Raw genomic sequence first — 24,010 nt, 5'->3', positions numbered from 1 at the left:
GATTGGACTTCGTTAGGAGAAATGGATGACAGTTTCTGTCCTGGTCGTGGATGATTCAGGGTTCTTTCGCAAACGGCTGACGGAAATTTTGACCGGCTCGGGCCAGATCAAGGTGGTGGGCGTCGCCACCAATGGCCGTGAGGGTGTGGAACTGGCTGAAAAGCTTCGGCCGGATGTCATCACCATGGATTACGAGATGCCGGTGATGGACGGCATCTCGGCAGTACGGGAGATCATGAAGAAGCACCCGGTGCCCGTGTTGATGTTCTCCTCTCTCACCTACGAGGGCGCCAGGGTCACCCTGGATGCCCTGGAGGCGGGAGCTGTGGATTTCCTGCCGAAGAACTTTGAAGAAATCGCCAGGGACAGCAGTCAACTCCAGAAAATCCTCATTGATCGTATTCTGGATGTGGCTCAGAGCCGCCCCGGCGCCCGTCCAGCGCCCGCTGCGGGTAGTGCTTCCTCCGCGCCGGCCCCGCGCGAGACGGCACCACTGCGGCCGCGTTCACCTTCAACGTCCTCGACCCGTCCTGCGTCGCCTCCCAGAACGGCCCAGCCGGCCGTCGAACCGGAAACACCCCGGCGCACAACCAGGCGCGGGTCGGCCAAGCATTACAGCGTGGTTGGTATCGGCACGTCCACCGGCGGGCCAGTGGCCTTGCAGCGGGTACTGACGTCGCTGCCGGCGTCGTTTCCTGCGCCGATTGTACTGGTCCAGCACATGCCTGCCAGTTTCACACCGGCCTTCGCCGAGAGGCTCAACAAGCTGTGCCAGATCCAGGTACGCCAGGCCGAAGACGGCGACGTGCTCAGGCCCGGCCTCGCCCTGCTGGCCCCGGGCGGAAAACAGATGATGATTGAGAACCGCGGCGGGCAGGCCCGGGTTCGAATCCTGCCCGGCGATGAGCGCCTGAATTACAAGCCTTGTGTTGATGTCACGTTCGGCTCCCTGGCCCGTAGCTTCCCCGGTAAAACCCTGGGCGTGATCCTGACTGGTATGGGTTCGGATGGTAAGGATGGTTGTCGGATGATGAAACAGACCGGCTCTGACATCTGGTCCCAGGACGAGAAGACCTCGGTCATCTACGGCATGCCAATGGCCGTGGCCCGGGCTGGCCTCAGCGACGAGGTTTTGGCGCTGGAGGAGATCGGACCGCGACTGAAGGAAGGTGTCGCCTGATGGATATTCTGAGCCTGCTGGGCATCATGCTGGCCTTTGCCGCCATCCTTGGCGGCAACCTGCTTGAGGGTGGGGCGCTCAGCTCGCTGTTTAATGGGCCGGCAGCACTGATTGTTGTTGGTGGTACCCTGGCCGCGACCATTCTGCAGACCTCCTGGCCCGTTCTGAAGCGGGCATTTGGGCAGGCTCGCTGGGTCTTCGTGCCCCCGTTCATCAGCATGGAGGATGGCATCGGCAAAGTTATTGACTGGAGCGTGAAAGCCCGCAAGCAAGGCCTGCTCGGTCTTGAGGGGCTCGCCGAGCGCGAACCTGAACTGTTTGCCCAGAAGGGCTTGCAACTGCTGGTCGACGGAGCGGAGACCGAGACCATCCGCAGTATCATGGAAGTGGATCTGGAGTCCCGGGAACAACGGGATCTGGAATCAGCGCGGGTGTTTGAGGCCATGGGCGGTTATTCGCCCACCATCGGCATCATTGGTGCGGTTATGGGCCTGATCCAGGTGATGACCAATCTGGAGGATCCGCAGTCCCTGGGGAGCGGCATTGCGACGGCGTTTGTCGCCACGATCTATGGCGTCGCCCTGGCGAACCTGCTGTTTTTCCCGGTTGCAAACAAGCTCCGCGGCATCGTTCGGGAGCGCACCCGATACCAGGACATGATGATCGATGGCATTATTGCCATCGCCGACGGTGAAAACCCGAAATCCATTGAAATGCGACTACGGGGCTTCCTGTAGCAATCATGGTCAGGGCATCTTATGCGGCGCCGTAGGCAACCCCAGGAGGATCTCCACAATAAAGAGCGCTGGCTGATTTCCTATGCGGATTTCATCACCCTGCTTTTCGCCTTTTTCGTCGTCATGTATTCCGTTTCCTCGGTGAACGAGGGTAAGTACAAGGTACTCTCCGAGACCCTGACCGGAGTGTTCAATGCGCCGCAACGATCGGTAAAACCCATTGAGGTGGGGGACCGACCGTCGCAGTCGGTCGACGCGCCCTCCGATGCGGTGATTCCGCCGGCGGTTACGGAGGCGCCCCGCAACAGCGAACGGGACGCCGAGGCCAGGACCGAAGCGCTTCGGGCCATGGCCGATCAGCTGACCCTGGAGTTCGACGAACTGATTGATCAGGGCGTGGTGACGCTGGAAACCAGCGATCGTTGGTTGGAGCTGAATCTGCCTAACAGTCTTTTGTTCGGAAGCGGCGATGCAGAGCCGCATTACGATGCCTTTGACGTAGTCAGTAAGATCGCCAGAGTCCTGCGTGATCGTGATAACGCGGTCAAAGTGGAAGGATTCACGGATAACCAGCCCATCAGTACTTCGCGTTTTCCCTCCAACTGGGAGCTTTCAGCGGCCAGGGCTGCCGCGGTGGTAAGGATGCTGACCATGGAAGGTATCGAACCGGAGCGCCTGGCGGCTGTCGGCTATGGCCGGTTTCAGCCGGTGGCCCGCAACGATACCGACGAAGGCCGAAGGCGAAATCGCCGAGTTGTTCTCCTCATTTCCCGGGACGCCAATGTCCGAGGGGCTATGCGCTGACGCGATGGTGCACGGCACATTCGTATAGCCGTTCTGGCATGGTTCCTGTATTACTCCGAGGTAATAATTTCCGGCCGGCAAGCGTTTGCCGTCATCTCCTTTTTTCAGGCCCGCGGGGGTCAAGTTGGGAATGAACTGGCCGATAAACCGGAATGCAGCGATGGTGTGTCCCGCTGCAATGACGTTTTCTCTGGAGAAACAAGCGTGAGAATCTGGGCTGTAGCCAATCAAAAGGGCGGTGTGGGCAAAACCACATCCGTGGTGGCGTTGGGCGGTTTGCTGGCCGAGCGCGGCAAACGCGTGCTGGTCGTTGATCTGGATCCCCATGGGTCTCTCACGAGCTGGTTTGGATACGATCCGGATACCATTGCCCACAGTGTATTTGACCTGTTCCAGCACGAGGGCAAGGTGCCCGAGGGGCTACCGGCCCAGCTCATCACCGAGACCAGCTGCCAGGGACTGTCTCTGTTACCGGCCAGCACGGCCCTGGCAACACTCGAGCGCCGCATGGTCGGTGTCGAGGGTATGGGCCTGATTATCTCGCGGGCCCTGGCGCAGTTATGGGACGATTTCGACTATGTGATCCTGGACAATACGCCGTCGCTCGGTGTGTTGATGGTCAATGCATTGGCGGCGGCTCAACATCTGGTGATTCCGGTCCAGACCGAGTTTCTGGCGATCAAAGGTCTTGAGCGGATGCTGCATACCCTGAAAATGATCATGCGGTCCCAGAAAAACGAACTGCCCTTTACCATTGTGCCGACCCTGTACGACCGCCGGACCCAGGCGTCGGTGAAAAGCCTGAACTTGTTGCGCAAGACCTACTCGGACAGCCTGTGGCGTTTTGCCGTCCCAGTGGACACCAAATTCCGGGATGCGAGCCAGTCGGGTGTCGTACCGTCGGCGCTTGATGCGGAAACCCACGGCGTTCGCGCTTATTCCCATTTGCTTGATGATTTGCTTACGCGCAGAGGCTCCCTGAAGGAGCGTCAGCATGGCTGACGAGAATTTGACAAGGTTGTCTGATCCGGCCAGTGCCATTGCCAGTTATCTGGACGACCTGCTGCATACCGCGACCGACACCGCGTTGCGCGAGGAGTCGGTGGTTGAGGTTCCGGTACGTGAAGTCCGGGCGGAGGCGCCAGTAAAGGCCGTTCCGGAGACAAAACCTGAACCCCCTGTGGCGGGCCCGAAGGTGGTGGAACGGGCAAAGCCAGAACCAGCCATTGCCGAAGCGCGGGCCGTGGAGGCGCCGGAACCTGCGGTTGTAGCCAGTCCCGAGATCGAGCCTCAGCCTGAAACCGCCGAGCCGTCGTCGCGACCGGAATGGTCCGGTGCGCCGTTTGAGTGTCTGATCTTCACGGTCGCCGGCCTGCAGCTGGCGGTGCCTCTGATTCTGCTTGGGGCCATCCACCGCGTAGAAGAGGAAATCCGGCCGATTCCGGGAAGCCCCCGCTGGTACATGGGTATCCGCCCTGATCGTGATCAGAATCTGAGAGTGGTGGATACCGCTGAATGGATCATGGCAGGGCGGGTACCGGACAACGCCCGTGACAACTACCGGTTTGTCATCCGCCTGGATAACAGCGACTGGGGGCTGGCCTGCGACGACGTAGCCCAATCCTTCACGCTCAGGCCGGACGAGGTACGCTGGCGCACGGCGCGCAGCAAGAGGCCCTGGCTGGCTGGAACGGTTATTGATCACATGTGCGCGCTGATTGATGTGCGCACCATGGCCGACCTTCTGGTCAGGGCGGAACGAGAGCATCATCTCGACCTGAGCTGACGGGAACGCCGGTTACCGATTGAAACCTTGCCGCGCTGGCACGGTTTGTGCCCATAAATATAGTATTGGGCACTGATGATGATTTTTTGACGATCAGGTTGCCCGCAGGGCAGCCACAGAGGAGAAACAGTGCTATGGCATCCCCGAGCGGACAACACAATCAGGTCCAGGACGATCAGGTACTGCAGTATGTGACCTTCCGGCTGGATGACGAGACCTATGGTCTGAATGTCATGCAGATCCAGGAAGTGCTGAGATACACGGAAATTGCCCCGGTCCCGGGAGCTCCCGATTATGTACTCGGCATCATTAATCTGCGGGGCAATGTGGTCACGGTGATCGACACCCGCCGTCGGTTTGGATTGGCGGATGCGGAAGTGACCGACGCTACCCGGATTGTGGTGATGGAATCCGCCAACCAGGTCATGGGTATTCTGGTGGATTCGGTAGCCGAGGTGGTCTACCTGAAGTCCAGCGAAATTGAGACTGCACCGAACGTGGGTAACGAGGAAAGCGCCAAGTTTATTCAGGGCGTGTGCAACAAGGATGGTGAACTGATCATCCTGGTTGAATTCGACAAAATGTTGTCAGAGAACGAATGGGCTGAAATCGCCGCGCTGTAATCGGGAAATCGCTTTCTCGCAGTGCTCAGGGTGGACGCCTTTCGTTATAAATCACGGGAGACGTCCGTCATGTTTGCAGAAATTCCGTCCTACCTTCCCTGGGGGCTGACTGTGGCTGCCCTGTCACTGGTTCTCTTCCAGGGCATCGCTCACGGGCGCCAGATTCGCCAGCTGAAAGTCTCGCTCAAGGACCGGTGCGACATCCTCGGCAGGGAATTGCATGCGACCACCAGCGGCAGTGTCGGCGTTGGCCAGCGCCTGGTGGCTTGTGAACGGCAACTCCACGAACTGCGGACCACGCTGGATGAAATGCGCCAGAACGATCCCCTAAGGATTTCCTACGATGAGGCCTCCCGCCTTGTTGATCTTGGCGCTGATATAGACGATCTTATGAACACCTGCGGGATCTCCCGCCCCGAGGCCGAGCTGGTATCAGCATTGAAAAAACGTCAGGCGGCCTGATGTCATGCTGTTAGGAACGTTGCTCAATGAAGAGTGCTTATCCGAGGGCCGATGAGGCCCTTCTTGCGGTCCCCCGCAAGGATTTTGTTGCCGGCTCTGATCTGGTTGCAACCATTACCGGTCACTCCATACCCCGCGAAGAAACCGTTGGTCACATCCTTCACCTGATTCCGGAAATTGAACCTGATCAGCTCGTCATGCACGTCGGCGGTGGCTCCGGTTACTTGGCCGCAGTGCTCTCCAAAATGGCAGAACGGGTCATCTACGTTGAGAAGAATCCGGCCGTAGCTGAAGCCGCCCGCACCCGTTTTTCCCGCCTTGGAATCCATAACGTTGAGGTCGTGGTATCAGCGATCGAGGACACCATTGGGCTGGACCAGGCCTGCGATTTCATACTCAGCACAACATTCGTTGCGGACCGCAACGTGATGGCCCGACACCTCCGGGAAAATGGCTTCTTGGCCTGCCTCGAGGGTCGCGCCGGGCCCGTTCCCAGCATGGCTTTGTTCATTAAGCGCGGGCAGAAATTGGAGCGTTCAAGAACCCTTGGCTGGGTCGACTTCAATCGGAATTCAGAACAGGTGCTGATTGATCTAGGCGTCGTCGACGAGAAGACGCTGGAAGACGCAAAGTCAGAAGCGGCGGGCGAAAACTGCCGTGTTATTGACCTGCTGCGCCGTAAACTGAATCTTGAAGAACACGGCTTGTATCGGTCTCTCGCCCAGCAGCGTGGCATGGAGTTGACCGATGCAGATACCCTTCTACCAACGTTGAAGCCGGATCTGTTCCGGCGTTTTTCACGGACCTTCCTGGATTTATCCCGATTGATTCCGGTCGCCGAGGGTGGTGGAAAAATCCGGGTGGTTACTGATGATCCTGACGCCCGGACCGACCAGCTCGAGAGACTGAGCCCCAATCAGGCCATCGAATGCCTGTTGGTGACCCCGACGGATTTCCGTCGACTCTGGTCGGCGCTGGACCTGACCGAGAAAGGTAGTCGGTTTGTGGCTGACCTGTCAGGCAGTCCCGAAGGTGGGAGCGAGCCCCGTGGTGACAGTTCCGACCTGCTTCTGGGCGAGGCGGGCAAGCATCATGTGAGTCCCTACCTGGTATCGGTTTATGAAGCGATCCTGCTGGATGCGGTCAGTGAGAAGGCCAGCGACATTCACATTGAACAGTATGCCAGCCGTGTCCGTATCCGGTTGCGGGTCGATGGCGACCTGCATGACCTCCCTCAATATCAGTTGTCCCCGCGGGAAATCAAAGGCGTTATCAATGTCATCAAGCTGCGCGCCGAACTGAACATTGCCGAGCACCGGTTGCCGCAGGGCGGCCGGTCGCGGCTTCAGTTGGGTCAAATGGACTACGATTTGCGAATCCAGATCCAGCCATCCCTGCACGGGGAGAATGCGATCATCCGGTTGTTGCCCCAGACCGGACGGGCCATGACCATAGCGGAGCTTGGAATGGCGGAGCGTATTGGCGCCCGATACCAGCGCCTGCTAGACAATCCGGCCGGCCTGGTTCTGGTGGTCGGACCGACCGGGTCTGGAAAGTCCACGACGCTCTATGCAGGTTTGCAGAAGCTTGCCGATGATGGCCTTCGTAAGGTCATTACCGTGGAAGACCCCATTGAGTACTCCATTGATAACGTCCAGCAGACGCGGGTCCGTTCCGACATCGGATTTGGCTTTGCCGATGCCATGCGTGCCTTTGTCAGGGAGGATCCGGACGTCATTCTGGTCGGTGAGATCCGTGACCAGGAAACAGCCCTGGAGGCGATCCGCGCATCTCAGACCGGACACGTGGTGCTGTCGACGCTGCATTGCAACGATGCGGTAGATTCACTCCAGCGTCTGTATGACCTGGGCGTGCATCCGAACTCGATTGCCGGAGAATTGCTGGCGGTTATTGCCCAGCGTCTGGCCAAGCGAATCTGCCCGCACTGTCGCACGCCGGCGGTGCCGGACGCAGCGATTCTGGAAGAGCTCTTCCCCGAAGGCGCACCGGCAAACTTCAGGTGTTTCGAAGGCGAGGGCTGCGAGCAGTGTAATGGCCGCGGTACCCGCGGTCGGGTAGCCATTGTCGAGTATATGCAGGTCGATGCCGATATCCGGAACGCGATCTCGAGCCAGCCGCCGATTGGTGAGCTGCGCTGGCGGGCACTTGATGCCGGCCTGGTGACGATGCGTGACAGCGCGCTGGATCATGTCATTGAGGGCGTCGTTCCCTTGTCCGAGTTGCCCCGCGTTTTACCACGGGAACGTATGGCGCCGGAAGTGCGCGGTGGTCGAAGGAGTCCGCTATGAGACGACAGGAGCAACGGCGGAGAGCCGCTCAGCGAGAGCCTGTGGAAGTCATCTACGCGGATGAGCTTCGAAGGCTGGTTGATGCGGATCCGGGGCCGGTTCCGCCCGGCTGGCAGATGTCACCCCGGGCAGTCGAGAAGTTTGTCATGGGCGACGCGAACCTGGGGATAGAACAGAAGTTTGTTGCAGACAGGGCCATGGTCGTCCGTATCATCATTTCCCTGTGCACCAGCCGAGGATGCTTGCTGGTTGGTGAGCCCGGTACCGCAAAATCCTGGCTATCGGAACTGTTGTCCGCGGCTATTTCGGGAGACTCAATCCTGACCCTTCAGGGGGGAGCTGTCAGTCATATCGGTCAACTCCTGTATACCTGGAACGATGCCGTTCTCCGTTCAGAGGGTCCAACGCGAAAAGCGTTGGTGCCCAGCCCCCTTCTGCGGGGCATGATGGAAGGGCGGATTGTCCGTTTTGAAGAGATCGCGCGTTGCCCGCAGACTCTCCAGGACGCGCTGTTGTCGCTCCTGTCTGACCGGGTAGCGGTCATTCCCGAACTGACCGGTGAGGAGGGCGTTGTGTTTGCACGGGAGGGCTTCAATGTCGTTGCTACCTCCAACAGCGTTGATGAAGGCGTGCATCGAATGAGCGCAGCGCTGAAGCGGCGTATGGACTTTGAGGAGATACCTCCGATTCGGAGTCTGTCTGATGAAATGGCGGTGGTTCTCCGGGAAGTGCACAAGGCAAATACCAGGGCTGGAGTTGATGTTGAGCTGGAGGAATCCGTTATCGAGGTGTTGGTCACCATGTTCCATGAATTAAGGAACGGGCAGACACTTGATGGCCGCAGTACCGACAGGTTGGCTGGTGCCGCGCTGTCGACGGCAGAAGCGGTTTCCGTGGCTCATGCGGCCAGTCTGAATGCCTGGTACTACAGCGGGTCCGTGACAACCATTGAGCAACTGATGCACCACATTGTGGGTTCTGCCCTTAAGGACCAGCCCGAGGACCGGCGGCGTCTGCGCCACTATTTCGAGACAACGGTTGCCTACCGCAAAGGGGCGAACTGGGAGCAGGCCTGGGCCATGCGCTCACTGATTCGGTGATTCGGCCTGGGGCGAGCCGGAGCGTACGTCGTCCGGTGTGCGTCCGCGAATGTGAAAGGCGAAAGCCAGAATTTCGGCGATAACCCGATACAGGCTCTCCGGAATTTCCTCATTCAGCGAGAGTCGCGCCAGAATGCTGGCCAGTTCGGCATTCTCATAAAGCGGGACATCGTGTTCCCGTGCTATCCGAATAATCTCCTCCGCCAGTTCGTGCGTCCCGGTTGCGGCAATGATCGGTGCCTGTTCGCCATCATACTTCAGTGCGACGGCCGCGTTTGAGTTCTGCCCAGACGTTCGCTCGGTCATGCTCTTGTGTCCACCAGTCTGTGCTCCAGGCGTGTGGCTGCCCCCTGTGGGCTGCCCCGTCGACATTCCAGGTCGGTCACTTCCAGGCCCAGGTCGGTCAGGCTGCGCCTCAGCAGGGGCAATTCCTCGTTGACCTGGCGCAGCGTGCTCTGTTTCTCGGCCCAGACCCGGGCGCTGACCGATTGCTGACGCAATGCGACATCAAAGTGCAGGGGGCCGGCTTCATCCAGGTCCATGGCCAGCGAGAGTCGCCACTCACGGGCAGCGGTTTTGTGTTGTTGTCCCGTCGTTCTTTGGTCTTCCGGATACTGTTCGAGGCGCAACTGCGCAACCCGAGGTTCATTCTGCGGGGTAACCCAGGGCAATTCCAGCAGGGTTGTGGATACAGGCGCGGGTGCGTCACCACCGGCCCGTGCTGTCAGCACCTGACTGTGGAGCTGGTTTACGGTTATGCGGTTCAACATGCCGGCCAGGAGCCTGAGCATCTGACCCACGGTGGTGGGTTCGTTGGTGGAGGACGGTGACGATGCCTGGCCTACGGGTTGGGGGAATTGCAACGGAGCCTGCACGAGTTCCGGGCTGGCCAGTGGTGTCAGGCGGCTGAAGTGTTCCGGCCCGTTGCCTTGTTGGGCCAGCAGCGCCGTAATGACGCGCCCTAGTGCCAGTTTCAGGTCCGGCAATGTGGCGGAGGGTGTCTGAGTCAGCCTTGATTCGGCAAACAGGCCGCTTTCGGCAATCCATTGTTTGATCTGTTGAAGCGGCTGCTCCTGATTGCCACTGCCGGGGGAGAGGCTGGTGCTAGAGGGGAGGCGGGTTAACATCTGCTGGATGCTCTGTCGGGCGGCCTCTGGTAGCGGCTGGGGCGCTCTGGCTGAGGGCAGCTGGCCGGGAGCGGGATCCGGCTTTAGCCCCTGGGTCAGGCTGGCCAGCAGCTTCGTAAGTCCGCCCTCCAGGTTCTGTTGCCAGGGCATGTGCTGGACCAGAGCCCGTGCGATTCCCACTTCCTGTGCCGGTGCCAGTTTGCCCATCAACTGGAGCTCGTTGCCGGCCCGCATGACTTTGACCCAGTCGCCTGTCTCCAGCCTGGTATTGCCAATGGCGGCCTCGACCAGCAATGACTTTCCCCGCACGTCCAACAGCACCTCGGACGATGGGTTGCCCTGGCGATTGATGATTTCCGCAACCCGTGCCAGTGTGGTCTGCCGGTTAGCCAGCTGCAGCGCCTCCAGCTGTTGGCGGGCCGATGGTGGCAAACCGTCCGGCCCCGATGCAGAGGGCGGAGCCGCTCGGGTCGGCGAGATCGGAGTTTGCCCGGAAGGTTGGGGGGGCTGTTGGCCGGTCGGTAGTTTCATCGTTATCGATTTGATGTTGGACAAGAGTAATCCGTAAACGCTTTCGTTATAATACGCCGCGCCGGCGAGTCTTGCCGTGAATAATGTCTGCACCCGCCGTGTCAGTCTTGAATGCACCCGATGCCGTATGTGCGTGCATCGTCCTGGTTACGGGGCCCTGATGTCTGAGCCGTTACTACAGGCTGCCAATCTGCAGTGTGAACGAGATGAGCGGATACTCTTCCGCGACCTTTCGTTTTCCATACTGCCCGGTACGGTAACCCGTGTCGAGGGTGCCAATGGCACCGGCAAAACCACACTGCTACGAATCCTGGCGGGGCTCAATGATGCCTGGTCGGGGGAATTGCTCTGGCGTGGGCGGTCGCGAGTAACCCACCGGGAAGAATTTCTTCGTAACATGCTTTATCTGGGGCACCGGCCCGGTATCAAGGCCTTGCTGACCCCAATGGAGAACCTGCGGGCGCTGATGGCGCCCCGCCGTCCGGTGACCGATACGGTTTTGCACCAGGCGCTGGCCGGCACCGGCCTCGACGGCTTTCAGGATGTTCCCTGCCGGAAGCTGTCAGCCGGACAACAACGCCGGGTTGCGCTCGCACGCCTGCTGATTGCCGACGAACCGTTGTGGTTACTGGATGAGGTTTTCACTGCTATCGATGCAGATGGCGTGAGTGCCATTGAAACCTTGCTACAGCATCGCGCGGAGGAGGGCGGAGCCGTTGTCGTTACCACCCACCACGATCTGCAATTGCCAGGCATGCAGAGAATAGTCCTGGGCGAGGGGGTGCACCATGAACGCTGAAGCCCGCCCGGTGATCAAACCATTGAGTTCCGGGGTCGGCAGTTTTGCCGCCATGAAGGCCGTGTTCAGTCGCGATATGAAGGTGGCTTTCCGGCAGCGTCAGGATTTGCTCAACCCGCTGCTGTTTTTCGTGATGGTGGTGACGCTCTTCCCCCTTGGTGTTAGCCCGGAAGTGTCATTCCTGCGGGAGGCCGGTGCAGGTATTCTGTGGGTAGCGGCGTTGCTGTCAGTGTTGTTATCGCTGGATCACCTGTTCCGCCACGATTTTGATGACGGCACGCTTGAGCAGTTGGTACTACAGCCGCAACCTCTGTTCTTGCTGGTGCTGGCGAAAACGCTGGCGCACTGGACACTGACCGGATTGCCGCTGGTTCTTCTGGCCCCGGTTCTTGGGGTCATGGTGCATCTGGAAGGGAACTCCATAGCAGTTTTGTGTCTAACGCTGCTGATTGGCACACCGGTGCTGAGTCTGATCGGATCCATCGGTGCAGCATTGACCCTGGGCTTGCGGTCGGCGGGCGTGCTCTTGTCCTTGCTGATCATTCCGCTGTACATTCCGGTCCTGATTTTTGGTACAGGTACCGTGGCAGCGGCCACCGAGGGCGCGCCGGTTGGCGCTTACGTGGCACTAATGGGGGCGTTTCTGGTTCTGTCGATTACGCTGGCACCGTTTGCAGCCTCGGCGGCATTGAGAATCAGCCTGTCAAACAGCTAGGACGATGTTGATGATTGTTAGGGTATCCATCTGATGTGGCAGATTTTTCATAAACTGGGCTCACCCAAATGGTTCTTCGGGATTGCAACCCGGTTAATGCCCTGGCTGTTGGCCGGTGGCAGTCTGTTATTGGTGGCGGGTGTTGTATGGGGGCTGGGATTTGCGCCACAGGACTACCTTCAGGGAAACAGCTACCGGATCATTTTCATTCATGTGCCAACGGCGTTTCTTGCGCAGTCGGTGTACATCATGATGGCGGTCGCCGCAGTGGTGACGCTGGTTTGGCGCATGAAGCTGGCCGATGTCTTTGTCAAGGCGGTGGCTCCTGTTGGCCTGATGCTGACCTTCCTCGCGCTTTTCACCGGCGCCGTCTGGGGCAAGCCAACCTGGGGAACCTGGTGGATCTGGGACGCCCGGCTGACATCCATGCTGATCCTTCTGTTTCTCTATGGGGGGGTGATCGCCCTGGATCGAGCCATCAATGATGAAAAATCCGCCGCCCGGGCGGTGGCTGTTCTGGTGTTGGTCGGGGTGGTGAATATCCCTATCATCAAGTACTCCGTGGAATGGTGGAATACACTGCACCAGCCGGCAACCTTCAAACTCACGGAAAAGCCCTCCATGCCGGCAGAAATGTGGGTTCCGCTGTTGTTGTCGGTGCTGGGTTTGTATCTGATTTTTGGCTGGTTCGCCTGCCTGCGCATGCAGACGGAGATACTGGTCCGTGAGCAACGCACGAGGTGGGTCAAAGAGTATGTTATGGCGGGGAGAACCTGATTGATGGCGTTTGAATCCTTTGCCGCGTTTCTCTCGATGGAGGGCCACGGCCCATATGTGTGGACCTGTTACGGTGCCTTTTTTGTGCTTATGGCGGCGATGATGGTCTGGTCGCTGCGGCGCCGTCGGGCGGTCATCGAGTCCTGCCGTCGGCAGTATGAATCCCTTGAGGCGAATGACGGTGGCGCTGCTAACCGCGCATCGGCCACGTTCACCCGAGTTAACGTTTCCCAAGACTGAAGAGCAGGTACCGAATGCACCCGATCCGTAAAAAACGGCTGACCATTGTTCTATTCCTGATGGCCGGTATTGCCGTCGCGGTAGGTCTGACCACCTACGCACTGCGCCAGAACATCAATCTGTTCTACGATCCGAGTCAGATTTCTGCGGGCGAGGCGCCGGTAGAAGTGCGAATTCGAGCCGGCGGCATGGTTGAGGAAGGTTCGGTGGTACGCGACCCGAACAGTCTGAAAGTGGAGTTCCGGGTGACCGACTTCAACGCGTCGGTTCCGGTTGAGTATGTCGGCATTCTGCCGGATCTGTTTGCCGAGGGGCAGGGTGTTGTTGCCATGGGGCAGCTGAACGCGGAGGGTCGCTTTGTCGCGGATCAGGTGTTGGCCAAACACGACGAAAATTACATGCCACCCGAGGTGGCAGATGCTTTGGCGAAGTCGGCGAAGAACCAGAAAGAGTCGGGCCAGGCTGGAGACGCCGCCGCTTACTGATCACCACACATGAACAGCCGGTTGGCTGGAGGGCTTAGATGTATCCGGAACTCGGACAGCTTGCACTGATTCTCGCGCTGTTGCTGGCAGTGCTCCTTTCCGTAGTACCCCTGGCGGGTTCTATTGCCGGGCGGGACAATCTCCAGGCCTTTGCCCGCCCTCTGGCGACCGGCATGTTTGTCTTTACCGCGCTGGCGTTCGCGGTACTGACCCATGCCTTCCTGACCGATGATTTCTCTGTCGCCTACGTGGCCAATAACAGCAACAGCCTGCTGCCCTGGTACTTCAAGTTCAGTGCGGTCTGGGGCGGCCATGAAGGGTCGTTGCTGTTGTGGATACTGATGCTCGCAGGCTGGACTCTGGCCGTGGCGGTGTTCAGCCGGCGCCTGCCCGCGGTGATGATCTCCCAGGTTTTGTCGATTCTGGGCATGGTCGCCGTTGGCTTTCTTCTGTTTATCATTATCACCTCCAATCCATTTGACCGACTGTTGCCGAACATTCCGGCTGACGGCGCCGACCTGAATCCGCTGCTGCAGGACTTTGGCCTGATTGTGCATCCGCCCATGCTGTACATGGGGTATGTCGGTTTCTCTGTAGCGTTTGCCTTTGCCATTGCCGCGTTGATCAATGGTCGCCTGGATGCGGCATGGGCCCGCTGGTCGCGCCCCTGGACAACCGTTGCCTGGGCCTTCCTTTCCGTGGGTATTGCCCTGGGCAGCTGGTGGGCCTACTACGAGCTGGGCTGGGGCGGCTGGTGGTTCTGGGATCCGGTCGAAAATGCCTCGCTCCTGCCCTGGCTTTCGGGAACCGCGTTGATGCATTCGTTGGCCGTGACTGAGAAACGCGGTGTGTTCAAAAGCTGGACGGTGCTGCTCGCGATCGTCACATTCTCACTCAGTTTGCTGGGAACCTTCCTGGTGCGCTCCGGCGTCCTGACCTCGGTACACGCCTTTGCCTCGGACCCCGAGCGCGGCGTGTTCCTGCTGGCCCTGCTGGCAATCACCGTGATCGCCAGCCTGACCCTGTATGCCTTTCGTGCGCCTGTGGTCCACGTCCGGGCCCGTTACGGTTCGCTGTCGCGGGAAATTTTCCTGCTGCTGAACAATGTGCTGCTGGTCTCGGCCACTCTTCTGGTCGCGGTGGGAACGTTGTATCCGCTGGTGCTGGATTATCTCGAGATGGGCAAGCTGTCCATCGGCGAGCCCTTCTTCAACCTCACCTTCAGCCCGCTGGCGGTCGCCACTGGTCTACTGCTCGGCACCGGCATCTTCTCGCGCTGGAAAAAGACCGACGGCGGCTGGCTGGGGCGCAAGCTGCTGTGGCCACTGGCGATCAGCCTCGTGGCAAGCACCGCCGTCCTGATCGGCTATGGCGGCTTCACCCCCTGGGCGTTCGCCGGAATCTTTTCCGCCATGTGGGTAGCAGTAGCCACATTCTGGGATCTCTGGGAAAAATCCTCGTCCCGCAAGGGCCGGATCCACGGGCTGAAGCGCCAGTCCCGTAGTTACTACGGCATGGTCCTCGGTCACCTTGGGCTGGCGATCACCATGGCCGGTGCCACGGTGGTGTCCAATTACGGAATCGAGCGGGATGTCCGGATGGTTCCGGGCGATGTCGCCACGGTGGGTGACTACCAGTTCGTCTTTCGCGAGATTGGCGAGCGCCGAGGTCCCAATTTCACCGCGCAATACGGCAGCTTTGACGTAATCCTCGATGGCGAGCGGATCGCCGACCTGCATCCGGAGAAACGGCAGTACTCGGTGGGTATGAGTGTCATGACCGAGGCGGATATCGACGCCGGGCTGTTCCGGGACATTTTCGTTGCCATTGGTGAGCGCATTTCGGACGACGCCTGGGCTATCCGGCTCCAGTATAAGCCCCTAGTTCGCTGGCTCTGGTTGGGCTCGCTGTTCATGGCTGCGGGTGGATTCCTTGCGATTTCCGACCGTCGTTACCGTATCCGTGAGCGGGCCGGAGCAGGGGAGCGTGCTCGCGGAGATAACGCTGGTCACTCTGATGATCCTGCTGGAGCTTTATCATGAAGCGGTTTTTTCTGTTCCTTCCCCTGCTGATTGCGGTTGTGCTGGGGGTTGTCCTGTTCGCCGGGATCGGCAAGGATCCAACCAAACTGGAATCGGCCCTGATCGGCAAGCCGGTGCCGGCCTTCAGCCTGAAGGACCTCAACAACCCGGAGGCAGAGCTGGACGAGAGCCTGCTCCGTGGACAAGTGCAGCTGCTGAACGTCTGGGGCACATGGTGCCCGGCCTGTCGTGACGAACACGATGACCTCATGCGGCTGGCCCGTGATAAGGGCGTCTCCATTGTTGGTCTGAATTACAAGGACAATCGGGCAGACGCGCTGGTCTGGCTGGAACGCCTCGGGAATCCCTACAGCACCACCATATACGACCCGAAGGGAACCCTGGGGTTTGATCTGGGAGTCTACGGAGCACCGGAGACGTTTGTGATCGATGCGTCAGGCGTGGTTCGGTACCGCCACGTTGGAGTGGTCAATGAGAAGGTATGGCAGGAAACCCTGCTCCCGGCGATTAACGACGCCCGGGGGAACGGTTGATGAGGCATCTTCTATTTGTCTTGCTGCTGGCGTCTCTGTCAGCAGTGGTGACCGCAGACGTGGCGGATGTCTATGATTTTGGTTCCGTGGAGCAGGAGCAGCGATTTCAGAACCTGATTGAGGAGCTGCGTTGCCCGAAGTGCCAGAACCAGAACATTGCCGATTCGAATGCGCCGATCTCCAAGGACATGCGAGCGGAGGTGTATCGGATGATGGGCGAGGGCGCCAGCGACAGGGAGATTATGGATGCACTGGTCGCACGGTTCGGCGAGTTCATCCTTTACAAACCTGAAGTGGAAAAGCGCACTATCCTGCTTTGGGCAACGCCCGCCATAGCAGTGCTGGGCGGGCTGCTGATGGTCGCCGTCGTGGTGATCCGATCCCGGCGCGGCACCGCCCAGGCGACTGCACTGACCACCGAAGAAAAAGCCCGAGTGGAAAAGATTCTTGCAGAGAATGACCAGGACACACGCGCCTGAGTCAGCGCTTCTCTGCTGCACCCATGACTGAACCTGTGACGATAGCTTCATGACCGAAACCTTCTGGATTGCCGCAGCGGTACTCATCATTCTCGCCCTTGCCTTTGTGCTCTATCCGGTGCTGTTCCACAGTACGGGAGCACGGGAGCGCGCCGACCTCAGGAACCAGAACCTGCTGGCCTACCGCAGCCGGATGAAAGAGCTGGATGCGGAATACGAAGCCGGCATCCTTGATGACGAAAACTACCGTCAGCTGAAGGATGAGCTTGCGGGCGCCATGCTCGACGATCTCCCGGAGAATATCGGCCCCGATCGCCTGGTTAGCGGCCGGAAAAGTGCGATGGCAGTCGGCCTTCTGGCCATTCTTGTGTTGCCTGCTGCGACTTTCCTGCTCTATCAGGAGTGGGGCGCCATGGATCGGGTGGAGCAGTTCATCACCATGCAGGAGATGGGGGATACAGACGCGGCGCGCCAGACCCGGATGAACGAGCTGGCCGAGCAACTGCGGGAAAAGCTTGAGGCCAGCCCGGACAATTCCGATGGTTGGGCGATGCTCGGGCAAAGCTATATGCGGCTCGAACGGTACGAGGATGCAGCCTGGGCGTTCCGTCGTCTGGCGGACAGCGTAGAGGAAGACGGAGCACGTGCCGTCGCCCTCGGGCTCGCGGCGCAAGCCCTGTTTTACCGCAGTCAAGGCGCCATGACAGAGGACGTAGCCGCCGCCATTGAGGCCGCCAGGGCCCTGAATCCCGATGAGGTGAATGCTCTGGGACTGCTGGGGATCCACGCCTTCAGTCAACAGGATTACCGCGAAGCGATTCGTTACTGGGAGCGCATCGGCAAAGTTGCGCCGGACCATCCGCAGTTGGCGTCCATTCAGGGCGGCATTCGCGAGGCGTACAACCGGTTGGGCGAGGAGCCACCGGCCATGAAACAGGCGGCGGCCGACGGTCCGGCGGTGACCGTTCGGGTCGCAATCTCGGACGCATTCCGCGATCAGGTGCCGGCTGACACCACGCTGTTTGTCTTTGCCCGTCGGGTCGATGGTGCCGGTGGGCCGCCGCTGGCGATCACGCGCCTGACGGCCGGAGCGCTACCGGCGGAGGTGCGTCTTGATGACAGCAAATCGATGGCACCCGAGGCGAAGATCTCCAGTGCCGAGGAAGTCATGGTCACGGCACGCCTCAGCCGTTCAGGGAATGCCATTGCCCAGGCGGGTGACTGGCAGGGGAGCCTCGAGGCACCTGTTGCCGTGGGTTCTGGGGCGCCGGTGGAACTGATCATCGACAAGCAGCTCACCGACTGACCGGTCAGTCGGTTCCTTCGGGACCGCGTTTCAGGCAGACAGGTCGCCGGGGTAAAGCGGCGGGAGCCCGGAGTCCGTGGAGCTGGCCTTGGGGGCATGACGACGCAGCCGTTGCAGGGCCTCGGCCAGCGCTCTGCCATCCCATTCTGACGTCGTGGTTGCCTCGGGGGAGAACAGGTGCGCCTGCAAGCGGTGAATCTCGGTTGCCAGGGTCTGATCGTCACACCAATCCAACACGTCGCTCGCGGTCTGGAACTGACGCCCCGGAAAGCGATGGTTCATCCACTGCACCAATAGGGCCGGGGTGGATGAGGAGCCTGCCCGGGCAGACCGGATGAGATTCTCGAACAGGTTCCTTTCGCGGGGGTTGGACTCTTCGCTACCCATTCGGTGCTGGGCATCGGGTGTTTTGGACCGCCACCACATCATCATGGTCACCAGCCATAGAATCGCCAGCGCCAGACTCAGCCATTGCCACGCAGTGATGCCATTCACCGGTTTCGCCTCTGAGACGCTGAGGGTGTCGGGTGAATCGGGTTGGCTCTCAGTGCTATCGGTCTCTGGCGGCTGCGCGACCGGTGCGGCAGAGCCCGCCACCTGAAGCGTTCGGGCCGGAATAACAGCCACTTGCTCGCTGTCGGTGTTGGTGTTCCACCAGGGGATCCGGATCTCGGGCAGCGTGAGCTGTCCGGAATGTACGGGCACCAGGGCGCTGGTCTGACTCAGGGTGGAGGTCAGGCCTGCGGGTGTGACTTCGGTTGACCGCTCCGGTGGCTCGGGGTAGCTGCGTAGGCCATCAGGCGTCGCGTCGGGCAGGGGCGGGAGTGCTTCCGAGGGCAGGCCAGCGGCCTTGAGGGTTATTTCCCGGGTGAGGTTTTCGCCAGTTTCCACCTGCATGGTCGGCGGCAGGCCGTTCTCGTCCAGGCTGAGGCCGCTGGCGGGCAGCCAGGTGTTACCGGAAAAGCCGGCAGGCACTTCCTTGACCGGTACCGTGTAGAGCTGTTCGCTGTCCCGGAGAAAGATCAGCTTGCCGCTGGCATCGCGGGCCTGGCCCTCGAACTGGATCGGTTCCAGCGAGAGCTCTCCCGGTTGCTGAGGAAACAGGGCATAGCGGCGTTCCACGACGCGGTACCTTACGCCATCACGGTAGCGGGAAAACTCCCGCTGTTTACCCAGTGGCTCAATGATGGCGTTAGGGTGCTGAGGCTCCGATAACTCGCCGCGGATAAGGTTGCCACTGAAGAACAGCCGGATCGTCAGCGTCAGTTGCTCCTGTACGTAGACCTCGGCCTTGTCGGCCGAGAGCTCGATGAAGCTGTCCCTGCTGGCGGTGCCCTGATCGGGCGGATTGCCGCTCACAACCTCAACCGTTACCGGTCTGGATTTTGAATCCCTGAACGTCAGCGTTGGTATGGTCAGGGTTCCATTGCGCTTTGGCGCCAGCTGATAGGTCCAGGTGATTTCACCGATCATCTCGCTGTTTTCCGTACGGATACTGTAACGTTGGTTCTTGCCGAGGATTTCAAACGTCGGCTCCACCTTCTCAATGTCCGGGGCGGGCAGGTCGGAAAGATCAAAGTCGAACAGGTTGCTCAGGTTGATGTCGAGCTTCATGGAACCTGTCACAGTCACGGTCAGCACTTCGCCCTCATAGAGCCGGGTTCGGTCCGGCTCGACCTTGAGTTCCTCGGCCCGGAGTGATGTCGTCAGACTCATCAGCAGTAACAGCAGGACAGCGGCTAAGGTTAGCTGTTTCACCATGGTGTATCGCCCTCATCGGATGGTGTCTGACGTTCCTGGTATTGTTGCAGGAATTTGCGTTTCAACAGCCCGCCCGGGTTGTCCGGAACCCGTCGTAACCACTGTTCCTGACCCTGGGACAATGGTCTCTCCGAGATCTGCGCCGGTGCTTCGGCTTGCCCGGCGGGCTGTTCGCTCTCATTGGCCCCGGCCTGCTGTTCCTGCTCTTCCTGACCGTTTTCGGACTCAGCGGAGGAATCCTGTTGGTCGCGGTTCTGGTTCTCTGGGGAGTCTCCAGACGACTGTTTCTGCCCCGAGTTCTGGCTGTCGCTCGATTGGGACGGGCTCTGTTGCTGGTCTTGATCCTGATTCTTCGATGACTGTTCGGAACGGTCACTCTGGCTGTCGCCGGAGTCCTGCTGTTGTTCCTGGTTCTTCTGCTGCTTTTGTTGCTCGAGCAGCTTCTCGACCAGGGCACGGTTATAGTCGGCATCGTCCAGGTCCGGATTTTTGGCCAGCGCCTTGTCATAGGCGGTGATGGCTTCCTCGAGTTTGCCCGCTCGTGCCAGGGCATTGCCCCGGTTGTAGTCAGACCGCGCGCTCTGGCCGGAAGCAAAGGCGTCAACGGCCTGATCGAATCTGCCCGATCTGTAGAGTGCCGAACCACGCCATTCCGGATTCTCCAGTTGCTCGGCGGCGCTCTCCGGATCCTCGCGGATCAGCTCGGGTGCCCGCTGATCCTCGCGCTGCCAGAGTGCGTCCCAGTCCTGGGCCTGGGCGGGTTGGGGGACAAGTGGCATGATACTCAGGGCCATGATCGCAAATGCGCCTCGTCGCCATCCCAACAGCAGCAAGGGCAACGCTAGCCAGAGCAGCCAGTAGCCATCGTCCTGCCACCGGTTCACCGTGAGACCGTTTTCGCTTTCCTGCCAGTCGCCGGTGTCGGTGGGTTCCAGCGCGAGCGCCTGAATATCCGTTTCGTCGAGAGTCAGCGCCTGGCTCGAACCGCCGTTTTCGTCGGCCAGATCGGCCATGCTTTCCGGGTTGGCCCGGCTGATAACGATGTTTCCGTTGTCGCGGATGAAACCTTGTTTGGCGAGGGGGATTGGCCCCCCCTCCTCGGTGCCCACAACCAGGGTGCTCAGGGTAAGATCCGTACCCTTCAGGGTGCTGCCAATGGCTGAGTGGTATCGCTTGGGCACATCATCCGAGATTAGAAGAATCCGGCCCTGGCCCGGGGCTCCCTGGCCGAGCAGGGTTTTGGCGCCGGCGACAGCCAGATCGGCCCGGTTTCCGGCAGCGGGCATGATCACTGGGTCAAGCACATCCAGCATCCCTTCAATGGTCTTGGTGTCGTCGGTCAGGGGGGCGACCACGTGCGCATCGGCGGCAAACACGATCAGTCCATTCAGGCTGCCCTGCCGGGCATCCAGGATATCCCGGATTTTTCGTTTTGCCAGGGTCAGTCGATCTGGTTCCACGTCAGTGGCGAGCATGGACAACGACAGATCCAGGGCAATGACCAGACTGTCTCCGGGCTGTTTCAAGGGGGTCGGCGCCTCCCGCCAAGCCGGGCCCGCCAGTGCAATGGCAAGCACAATAACGGCAACACAAACCGGCAACAGGGGCGAGCGCTGTCTGGTGCCCGCTGCGCCCTCGTGTCGGATGACTGGTGCCAGCAGTCGATCCGGTATCACGCGGGACCATCCGCTGTCCCCGCGACGCAGATGCCGGAGGGTGATATAGATCACTGGCAGGCTCAGAATCAGCAGCAGCCAGAGTGGTCGAAGGAAATGAAAATCAGCCATGGGCTTCCTCCCCTCTGGTCTGTTGGCGAGACAGCCTAAGGCGCCTGACCTGCCTGAGCATTAACAGCGTCATCCAAAGCACTGCCGCTGCGCCTGCGGGCCAGACAAAAAGCTCGGTTACGGGCCGGTAAAACTTACCCTCCAGTTCAATTGGCTCCAGCTGATTGATGCTCTCGTAGATCATTTCCAGTTCGGGCAGGCTCCGGGCCCGGAAGTAGCGGCCACCGGTTTGCTCGGCCATGCGGGTGAGCAGTGCTTCGTCCAGGTCCCTGGAAGGATTGACCCGACGTGAGCCCAGAAAACCCCGCTGGACCATGGATTCGGCGCCGATACCAATGGTATACAAACGAACGCCTGCCGCTTCGGCGATCTCCGTTGCCTTGTCCGGAGTGATTTCGCCCGCTGTGTTGGCACCGTCGGTCAGCAGGATAACCACCCGTTGGTCCTGAGGGCGATCGCGCAGGCGCTTGATGGCGAGGCCCACCGCGTCGCCAATGGCGGTAGCCCGGCCTGCCATGCCAAGCCCGGATTCACGCATCAGGGTGCGCACGGTCTCCAGGTCGAAGGTCAGCGGCACCTGCACATAGGGTTGGGTGCCGAACAGGATCAATCCCAGCCGGTCGCCTTTACGTCGGGTGACGAAGTCGTCCAGCACAACCTTGACGGCTTGAAGCCGGTTGATGCTTCGACCCTGAATGATCATGTCCTGTTCATCCATACTCGGGGAAATGTCCACCACCAGCATCAGGTCGCGTCCGGACACCGGCAGTTGGACCTGTTCGCCCACATGCTGTGGCCGTGCCACGGCCACGACCAGCAAAAGCCAGATAACGAACAGCAGGGCTTTTTGCCAAAGTGGCGTGGCACTGCCTCGTCGACTGACGCCGGGTAGTTCGGACAACCAGTGGCCGACCGGTAAGACCGGCGCGTCAACCGAGTGTCCGACGGGCCGCCGCCATTGCAGGAGCAGGGGGATGACCGCGAGTAACAGCAGCCAGGGGTAGGCCAGGGTCAGCATGTCTGACCTCCCAGCCAGCGCCAGGCAAAGTCCATGGCCTGGCGGGGATCGGCACTGGCCTTGGGCTGCCAGGCGCTGTGGACGATGGCTTCGACCACCGGTCTCGAGGCCACGCGGTCGCTCGGAGCTTTTTCCAGAAGGAAGGCGACCCAGGCCTCTCCCGACAGTGTCTCGGGATGGAGGTCAGGGTAGCGCTGCCGGGCAGCACGCTTAAGAAGCGAGTTCAGTTTGGAGAACCAGTCCGGATCTCGCATGGCCTCTCGTTCAAGGTCTGCCAGTTCTGCCTTCGCCAGCTTTAGCCAGCGGTTTTTACGCTGTCTTCGGCGGACGAGCCAGATAATGCCGGCAATCAACAGCAGCAGGACCAGCGCGAGCAGCCACCAGCCAGGCGCTGGAGGCCAGAAGCCTCCGGTCTGTGGCAGATGAATGTCCCTGAGTTGGCTGAGTGGATCCTGGGGATTCATCCGATGCGCCCTCCCGGCCCAAGCAGGGTCTTGAGAACCATCGCCGGATCGTCGGCAGTGGACAGGGTGGCAGCCGCCACACCGGAGGCTCGGAAGCACTCTTCCAGTTGCGCCTCATGGGCTTCTACTTTGCGGTGCCAGGCTTCCTGAAACTTCCCGTTGGCGGCGTCGAACCACACCGGCCCATCCGGCCCTGCAACCGCAAAACGGCCACTGTCAGGTAGCTCGAGCTCCAGAGGGTCGACGATGCGCAGTGCGCTCACCGAGTTGTGGCGGGCTAAAGCACCGAGCAGGGCACCGGTGTCGGCTGACACACTGAGAAAATCGCTGATAACGAAAATGCGGCTGCCGGTGTGGGCGACCCGCCGGGCTTCGGCGAGTGCCCGGTTCAATCCGTCCCCAAGGCCTTCAACGGTGGTGTCCGGGTCGCGACCCGGGCGTCGCTGTTGCTCGGCCAGAGTGTCCAGCAGGCGCAGCACGGACTTCTTTCGTCGGGCAGGGCGCAGGACGCTCAGTTCCCGATCGTTGAACACGATGCCACCCACCTGGTCACCGGCCCACAACGCCAGCCAGGCAAGGAGACTGGCAACCTGGGCGGCACGAACCTGTTTGAACGCGCCGGTACTGGCGAAAAACAGGGTTTGGCCAAGGTCGCAGAGCAACAACACCGGGCGTTCCCGTTCCTCTTCATAGAGCTTGGTGTGGGGGGCCTGGCGTCGGGCTGTTACCCGCCAGTCAATGCTGCGAATGTCATCGCCCGGCTGGTACTGCCGGACCTCGGCGAAGGCCATGCCACGTCCCCGTTGCGGGGAGCGCTGCAAGCCGGCCTGGCGGCTCCGTACCGGCCGGGCAGAGGGAAGTTTCAGGGCCCTGGCGTCCGCTTGCAGGCGAATCAGGTCGGGCAGACTGATATGTGTTACAGCATCAATGTTGGCCATGGTGGCG

General features: G+C 60.3%; 25 protein-coding genes. 18 read left to right on the top strand and 7 right to left on the bottom strand.

Features of this window, described 5'->3' with window-relative positions; all coding sequences use genetic code 11:
* Positions 1-25: 25 nt before the first annotated feature.
* From KZO34_RS03450 to KZO34_RS03410, 9 genes are all read left to right on the top strand, one after another.
* Positions 26-1,180, top strand: coding sequence for a protein-glutamate methylesterase/protein-glutamine glutaminase (locus tag KZO34_RS03450; protein ID WP_219473455.1), 1,155 nt, complete (start codon positions 26-28; stop codon positions 1,178-1,180).
* Positions 1,180-1,917: a flagellar motor protein gene (locus tag KZO34_RS03445; protein ID WP_219473453.1), complete on the top strand. Its 738-nt coding sequence runs from the start codon at positions 1,180-1,182 to the stop codon at positions 1,915-1,917. The genes KZO34_RS03450 and KZO34_RS03445 overlap by 1 nt, the downstream gene beginning before the upstream one ends.
* A 21-nt stretch (positions 1,918-1,938) precedes the next feature.
* Complete coding sequence (gene motD, locus KZO34_RS03440; protein WP_219473450.1) at positions 1,939-2,721, top strand: flagellar motor protein MotD; 783 nt, start codon at positions 1,939-1,941, stop codon at positions 2,719-2,721.
* 204 nt (positions 2,722-2,925) lie between these two features.
* Positions 2,926-3,723 carry a ParA family protein gene (locus KZO34_RS03435; protein WP_219473449.1) on the top strand — a complete coding sequence of 266 codons (798 nt, stop codon included), beginning with the start codon at positions 2,926-2,928 and terminating at the stop codon, positions 3,721-3,723.
* Complete coding sequence (locus KZO34_RS03430; RefSeq protein WP_219473447.1) at positions 3,716-4,507, top strand: chemotaxis protein CheW; 792 nt, start codon at positions 3,716-3,718, stop codon at positions 4,505-4,507. Before KZO34_RS03435 ends, KZO34_RS03430 begins: the two co-directional genes overlap by 8 nt.
* Positions 4,508-4,641: 134 nt before the next feature.
* Entirely contained in the window at positions 4,642-5,130 is a 489-nt protein-coding gene (locus KZO34_RS03425) for a chemotaxis protein CheW (RefSeq protein WP_219473445.1), read from the top strand.
* 69 nt (positions 5,131-5,199) lie between these two features.
* Positions 5,200-5,592 carry a DUF2802 domain-containing protein gene (locus tag KZO34_RS03420; RefSeq protein WP_219473443.1) on the top strand — a complete coding sequence of 131 codons (393 nt, stop codon included), beginning with the start codon at positions 5,200-5,202 and terminating at the stop codon, positions 5,590-5,592.
* A 26-nt stretch (positions 5,593-5,618) separates the two neighbouring features.
* Positions 5,619-7,901: an ATPase, T2SS/T4P/T4SS family gene (locus KZO34_RS03415; protein WP_219473441.1), complete on the top strand. Its 2,283-nt coding sequence runs from the start codon at positions 5,619-5,621 to the stop codon at positions 7,899-7,901.
* Positions 7,898-9,001 carry an ATP-binding protein gene (locus KZO34_RS03410; protein ID WP_219473439.1) on the top strand — a complete coding sequence of 368 codons (1,104 nt, stop codon included), beginning with the start codon at positions 7,898-7,900 and terminating at the stop codon, positions 8,999-9,001. Before KZO34_RS03415 ends, KZO34_RS03410 begins: the two co-directional genes overlap by 4 nt.
* On the opposite strand, the gene KZO34_RS03405 is transcribed toward KZO34_RS03410, so the two are convergent.
* The gene (locus tag KZO34_RS03405) at positions 8,987-9,307 is read right to left on the bottom strand and encodes an EscU/YscU/HrcU family type III secretion system export apparatus switch protein (protein WP_219473437.1); all 321 of its coding nucleotides are present in this window, start codon (positions 9,305-9,307) and stop codon (positions 8,987-8,989) included. The two genes, KZO34_RS03410 and KZO34_RS03405, sit on opposite strands and share 15 nt — an antisense overlap.
* Positions 9,304-10,560 (bottom strand): flagellar hook-length control protein FliK, encoded by a 1,257-nt coding sequence (gene fliK, locus KZO34_RS03400; RefSeq protein WP_257900191.1) that lies wholly within the window; start codon positions 10,558-10,560, stop codon positions 9,304-9,306. Before fliK ends, KZO34_RS03405 begins: the two co-directional genes overlap by 4 nt.
* Before the next feature lie 259 nt (positions 10,561-10,819).
* Here fliK and ccmA point away from each other — a divergent pair, with 259 nt between their 5' ends.
* The 9 genes from ccmA to ccmI are packed head-to-tail and all read left to right on the top strand — an operon-like array spanning position 10,820 to position 18,035.
* A complete protein-coding gene (gene ccmA / locus KZO34_RS03395) occupies positions 10,820-11,458 on the top strand; it encodes a cytochrome c biogenesis heme-transporting ATPase CcmA (protein WP_219473435.1) in 639 nt (212 codons plus the stop codon).
* Positions 11,448-12,173: a heme exporter protein CcmB gene (gene ccmB, locus KZO34_RS03390; RefSeq protein ID WP_257900190.1), complete on the top strand. Its 726-nt coding sequence runs from the start codon at positions 11,448-11,450 to the stop codon at positions 12,171-12,173. Before ccmA ends, ccmB begins: the two co-directional genes overlap by 11 nt.
* A gap of 33 nt (positions 12,174-12,206) precedes the next feature.
* Positions 12,207-12,950, top strand: a complete 744-nt coding sequence (gene ccmC, locus KZO34_RS03385) for a heme ABC transporter permease CcmC (RefSeq protein WP_219473433.1) — start codon at positions 12,207-12,209, stop codon at positions 12,948-12,950.
* Positions 12,951-12,953: 3 nt separating this feature from the next.
* On the top strand, positions 12,954-13,190 hold the full coding sequence (ccmD, locus tag KZO34_RS03380; protein WP_219473432.1) for a heme exporter protein CcmD: 237 nt from the start codon (positions 12,954-12,956) through the stop codon (positions 13,188-13,190).
* 14 nt (positions 13,191-13,204) lie between these two features.
* A complete protein-coding gene (gene ccmE, locus KZO34_RS03375; RefSeq protein WP_219473430.1) occupies positions 13,205-13,675 on the top strand; it encodes a cytochrome c maturation protein CcmE in 471 nt (156 codons plus the stop codon).
* Between the two features lie 38 nt (positions 13,676-13,713).
* Complete coding sequence (locus KZO34_RS03370; protein ID WP_219473429.1) at positions 13,714-15,717, top strand: heme lyase CcmF/NrfE family subunit; 2,004 nt, start codon at positions 13,714-13,716, stop codon at positions 15,715-15,717.
* Positions 15,714-16,250: a DsbE family thiol:disulfide interchange protein gene (locus KZO34_RS03365; RefSeq protein WP_219473427.1), complete on the top strand. Its 537-nt coding sequence runs from the start codon at positions 15,714-15,716 to the stop codon at positions 16,248-16,250. The genes KZO34_RS03370 and KZO34_RS03365 overlap by 4 nt, the downstream gene beginning before the upstream one ends.
* Entirely contained in the window at positions 16,250-16,729 is a 480-nt protein-coding gene (locus KZO34_RS03360; RefSeq protein ID WP_219473418.1) for a cytochrome c-type biogenesis protein, read from the top strand. The genes KZO34_RS03365 and KZO34_RS03360 overlap by 1 nt, the downstream gene beginning before the upstream one ends.
* Before the next feature lie 49 nt (positions 16,730-16,778).
* Positions 16,779-18,035, top strand: coding sequence for a c-type cytochrome biogenesis protein CcmI (ccmI, locus tag KZO34_RS03355; protein ID WP_219473416.1), 1,257 nt, complete (start codon positions 16,779-16,781; stop codon positions 18,033-18,035).
* 30 nt (positions 18,036-18,065) lie between these two features.
* On the opposite strand, the gene KZO34_RS03350 is transcribed toward ccmI, so the two are convergent.
* From KZO34_RS03350 to KZO34_RS03330, 5 genes are read right to left on the bottom strand one after another with little or no spacing between them, the layout of a single operon-like run.
* Complete coding sequence (locus tag KZO34_RS03350) at positions 18,066-19,796, bottom strand: BatD family protein (RefSeq protein ID WP_219473411.1); 1,731 nt, start codon at positions 19,794-19,796, stop codon at positions 18,066-18,068.
* Positions 19,790-21,583: a VWA domain-containing protein gene (locus tag KZO34_RS03345; RefSeq protein ID WP_219473409.1), complete on the bottom strand. Its 1,794-nt coding sequence runs from the start codon at positions 21,581-21,583 to the stop codon at positions 19,790-19,792. Before KZO34_RS03345 ends, KZO34_RS03350 begins: the two co-directional genes overlap by 7 nt.
* On the bottom strand, positions 21,576-22,601 hold the full coding sequence (locus KZO34_RS03340; RefSeq protein WP_219473408.1) for a vWA domain-containing protein: 1,026 nt from the start codon (positions 22,599-22,601) through the stop codon (positions 21,576-21,578). The genes KZO34_RS03345 and KZO34_RS03340 overlap by 8 nt, the downstream gene beginning before the upstream one ends.
* Positions 22,595-23,065 carry a DUF4381 domain-containing protein gene (locus KZO34_RS03335; protein WP_219473406.1) on the bottom strand — a complete coding sequence of 157 codons (471 nt, stop codon included), beginning with the start codon at positions 23,063-23,065 and terminating at the stop codon, positions 22,595-22,597. Before KZO34_RS03335 ends, KZO34_RS03340 begins: the two co-directional genes overlap by 7 nt.
* Positions 23,062-24,003, bottom strand: coding sequence for a DUF58 domain-containing protein (locus KZO34_RS03330; protein ID WP_219473405.1), 942 nt, complete (start codon positions 24,001-24,003; stop codon positions 23,062-23,064). The genes KZO34_RS03335 and KZO34_RS03330 overlap by 4 nt, the downstream gene beginning before the upstream one ends.
* Between the last annotated feature and the right edge of the window lie 7 nt (positions 24,004-24,010).

Origin of the sequence: Marinobacter sp. F4206, from assembly GCF_019392195.1 — a bacterium.
In the GTDB taxonomy this organism is placed as follows: Bacteria; Pseudomonadota; Gammaproteobacteria; order Pseudomonadales; family Oleiphilaceae; genus Marinobacter.
The sequence above is the reverse complement of the archived record's forward strand: the minus strand, read 5'-3'. Positions and strand labels throughout refer to the sequence as shown.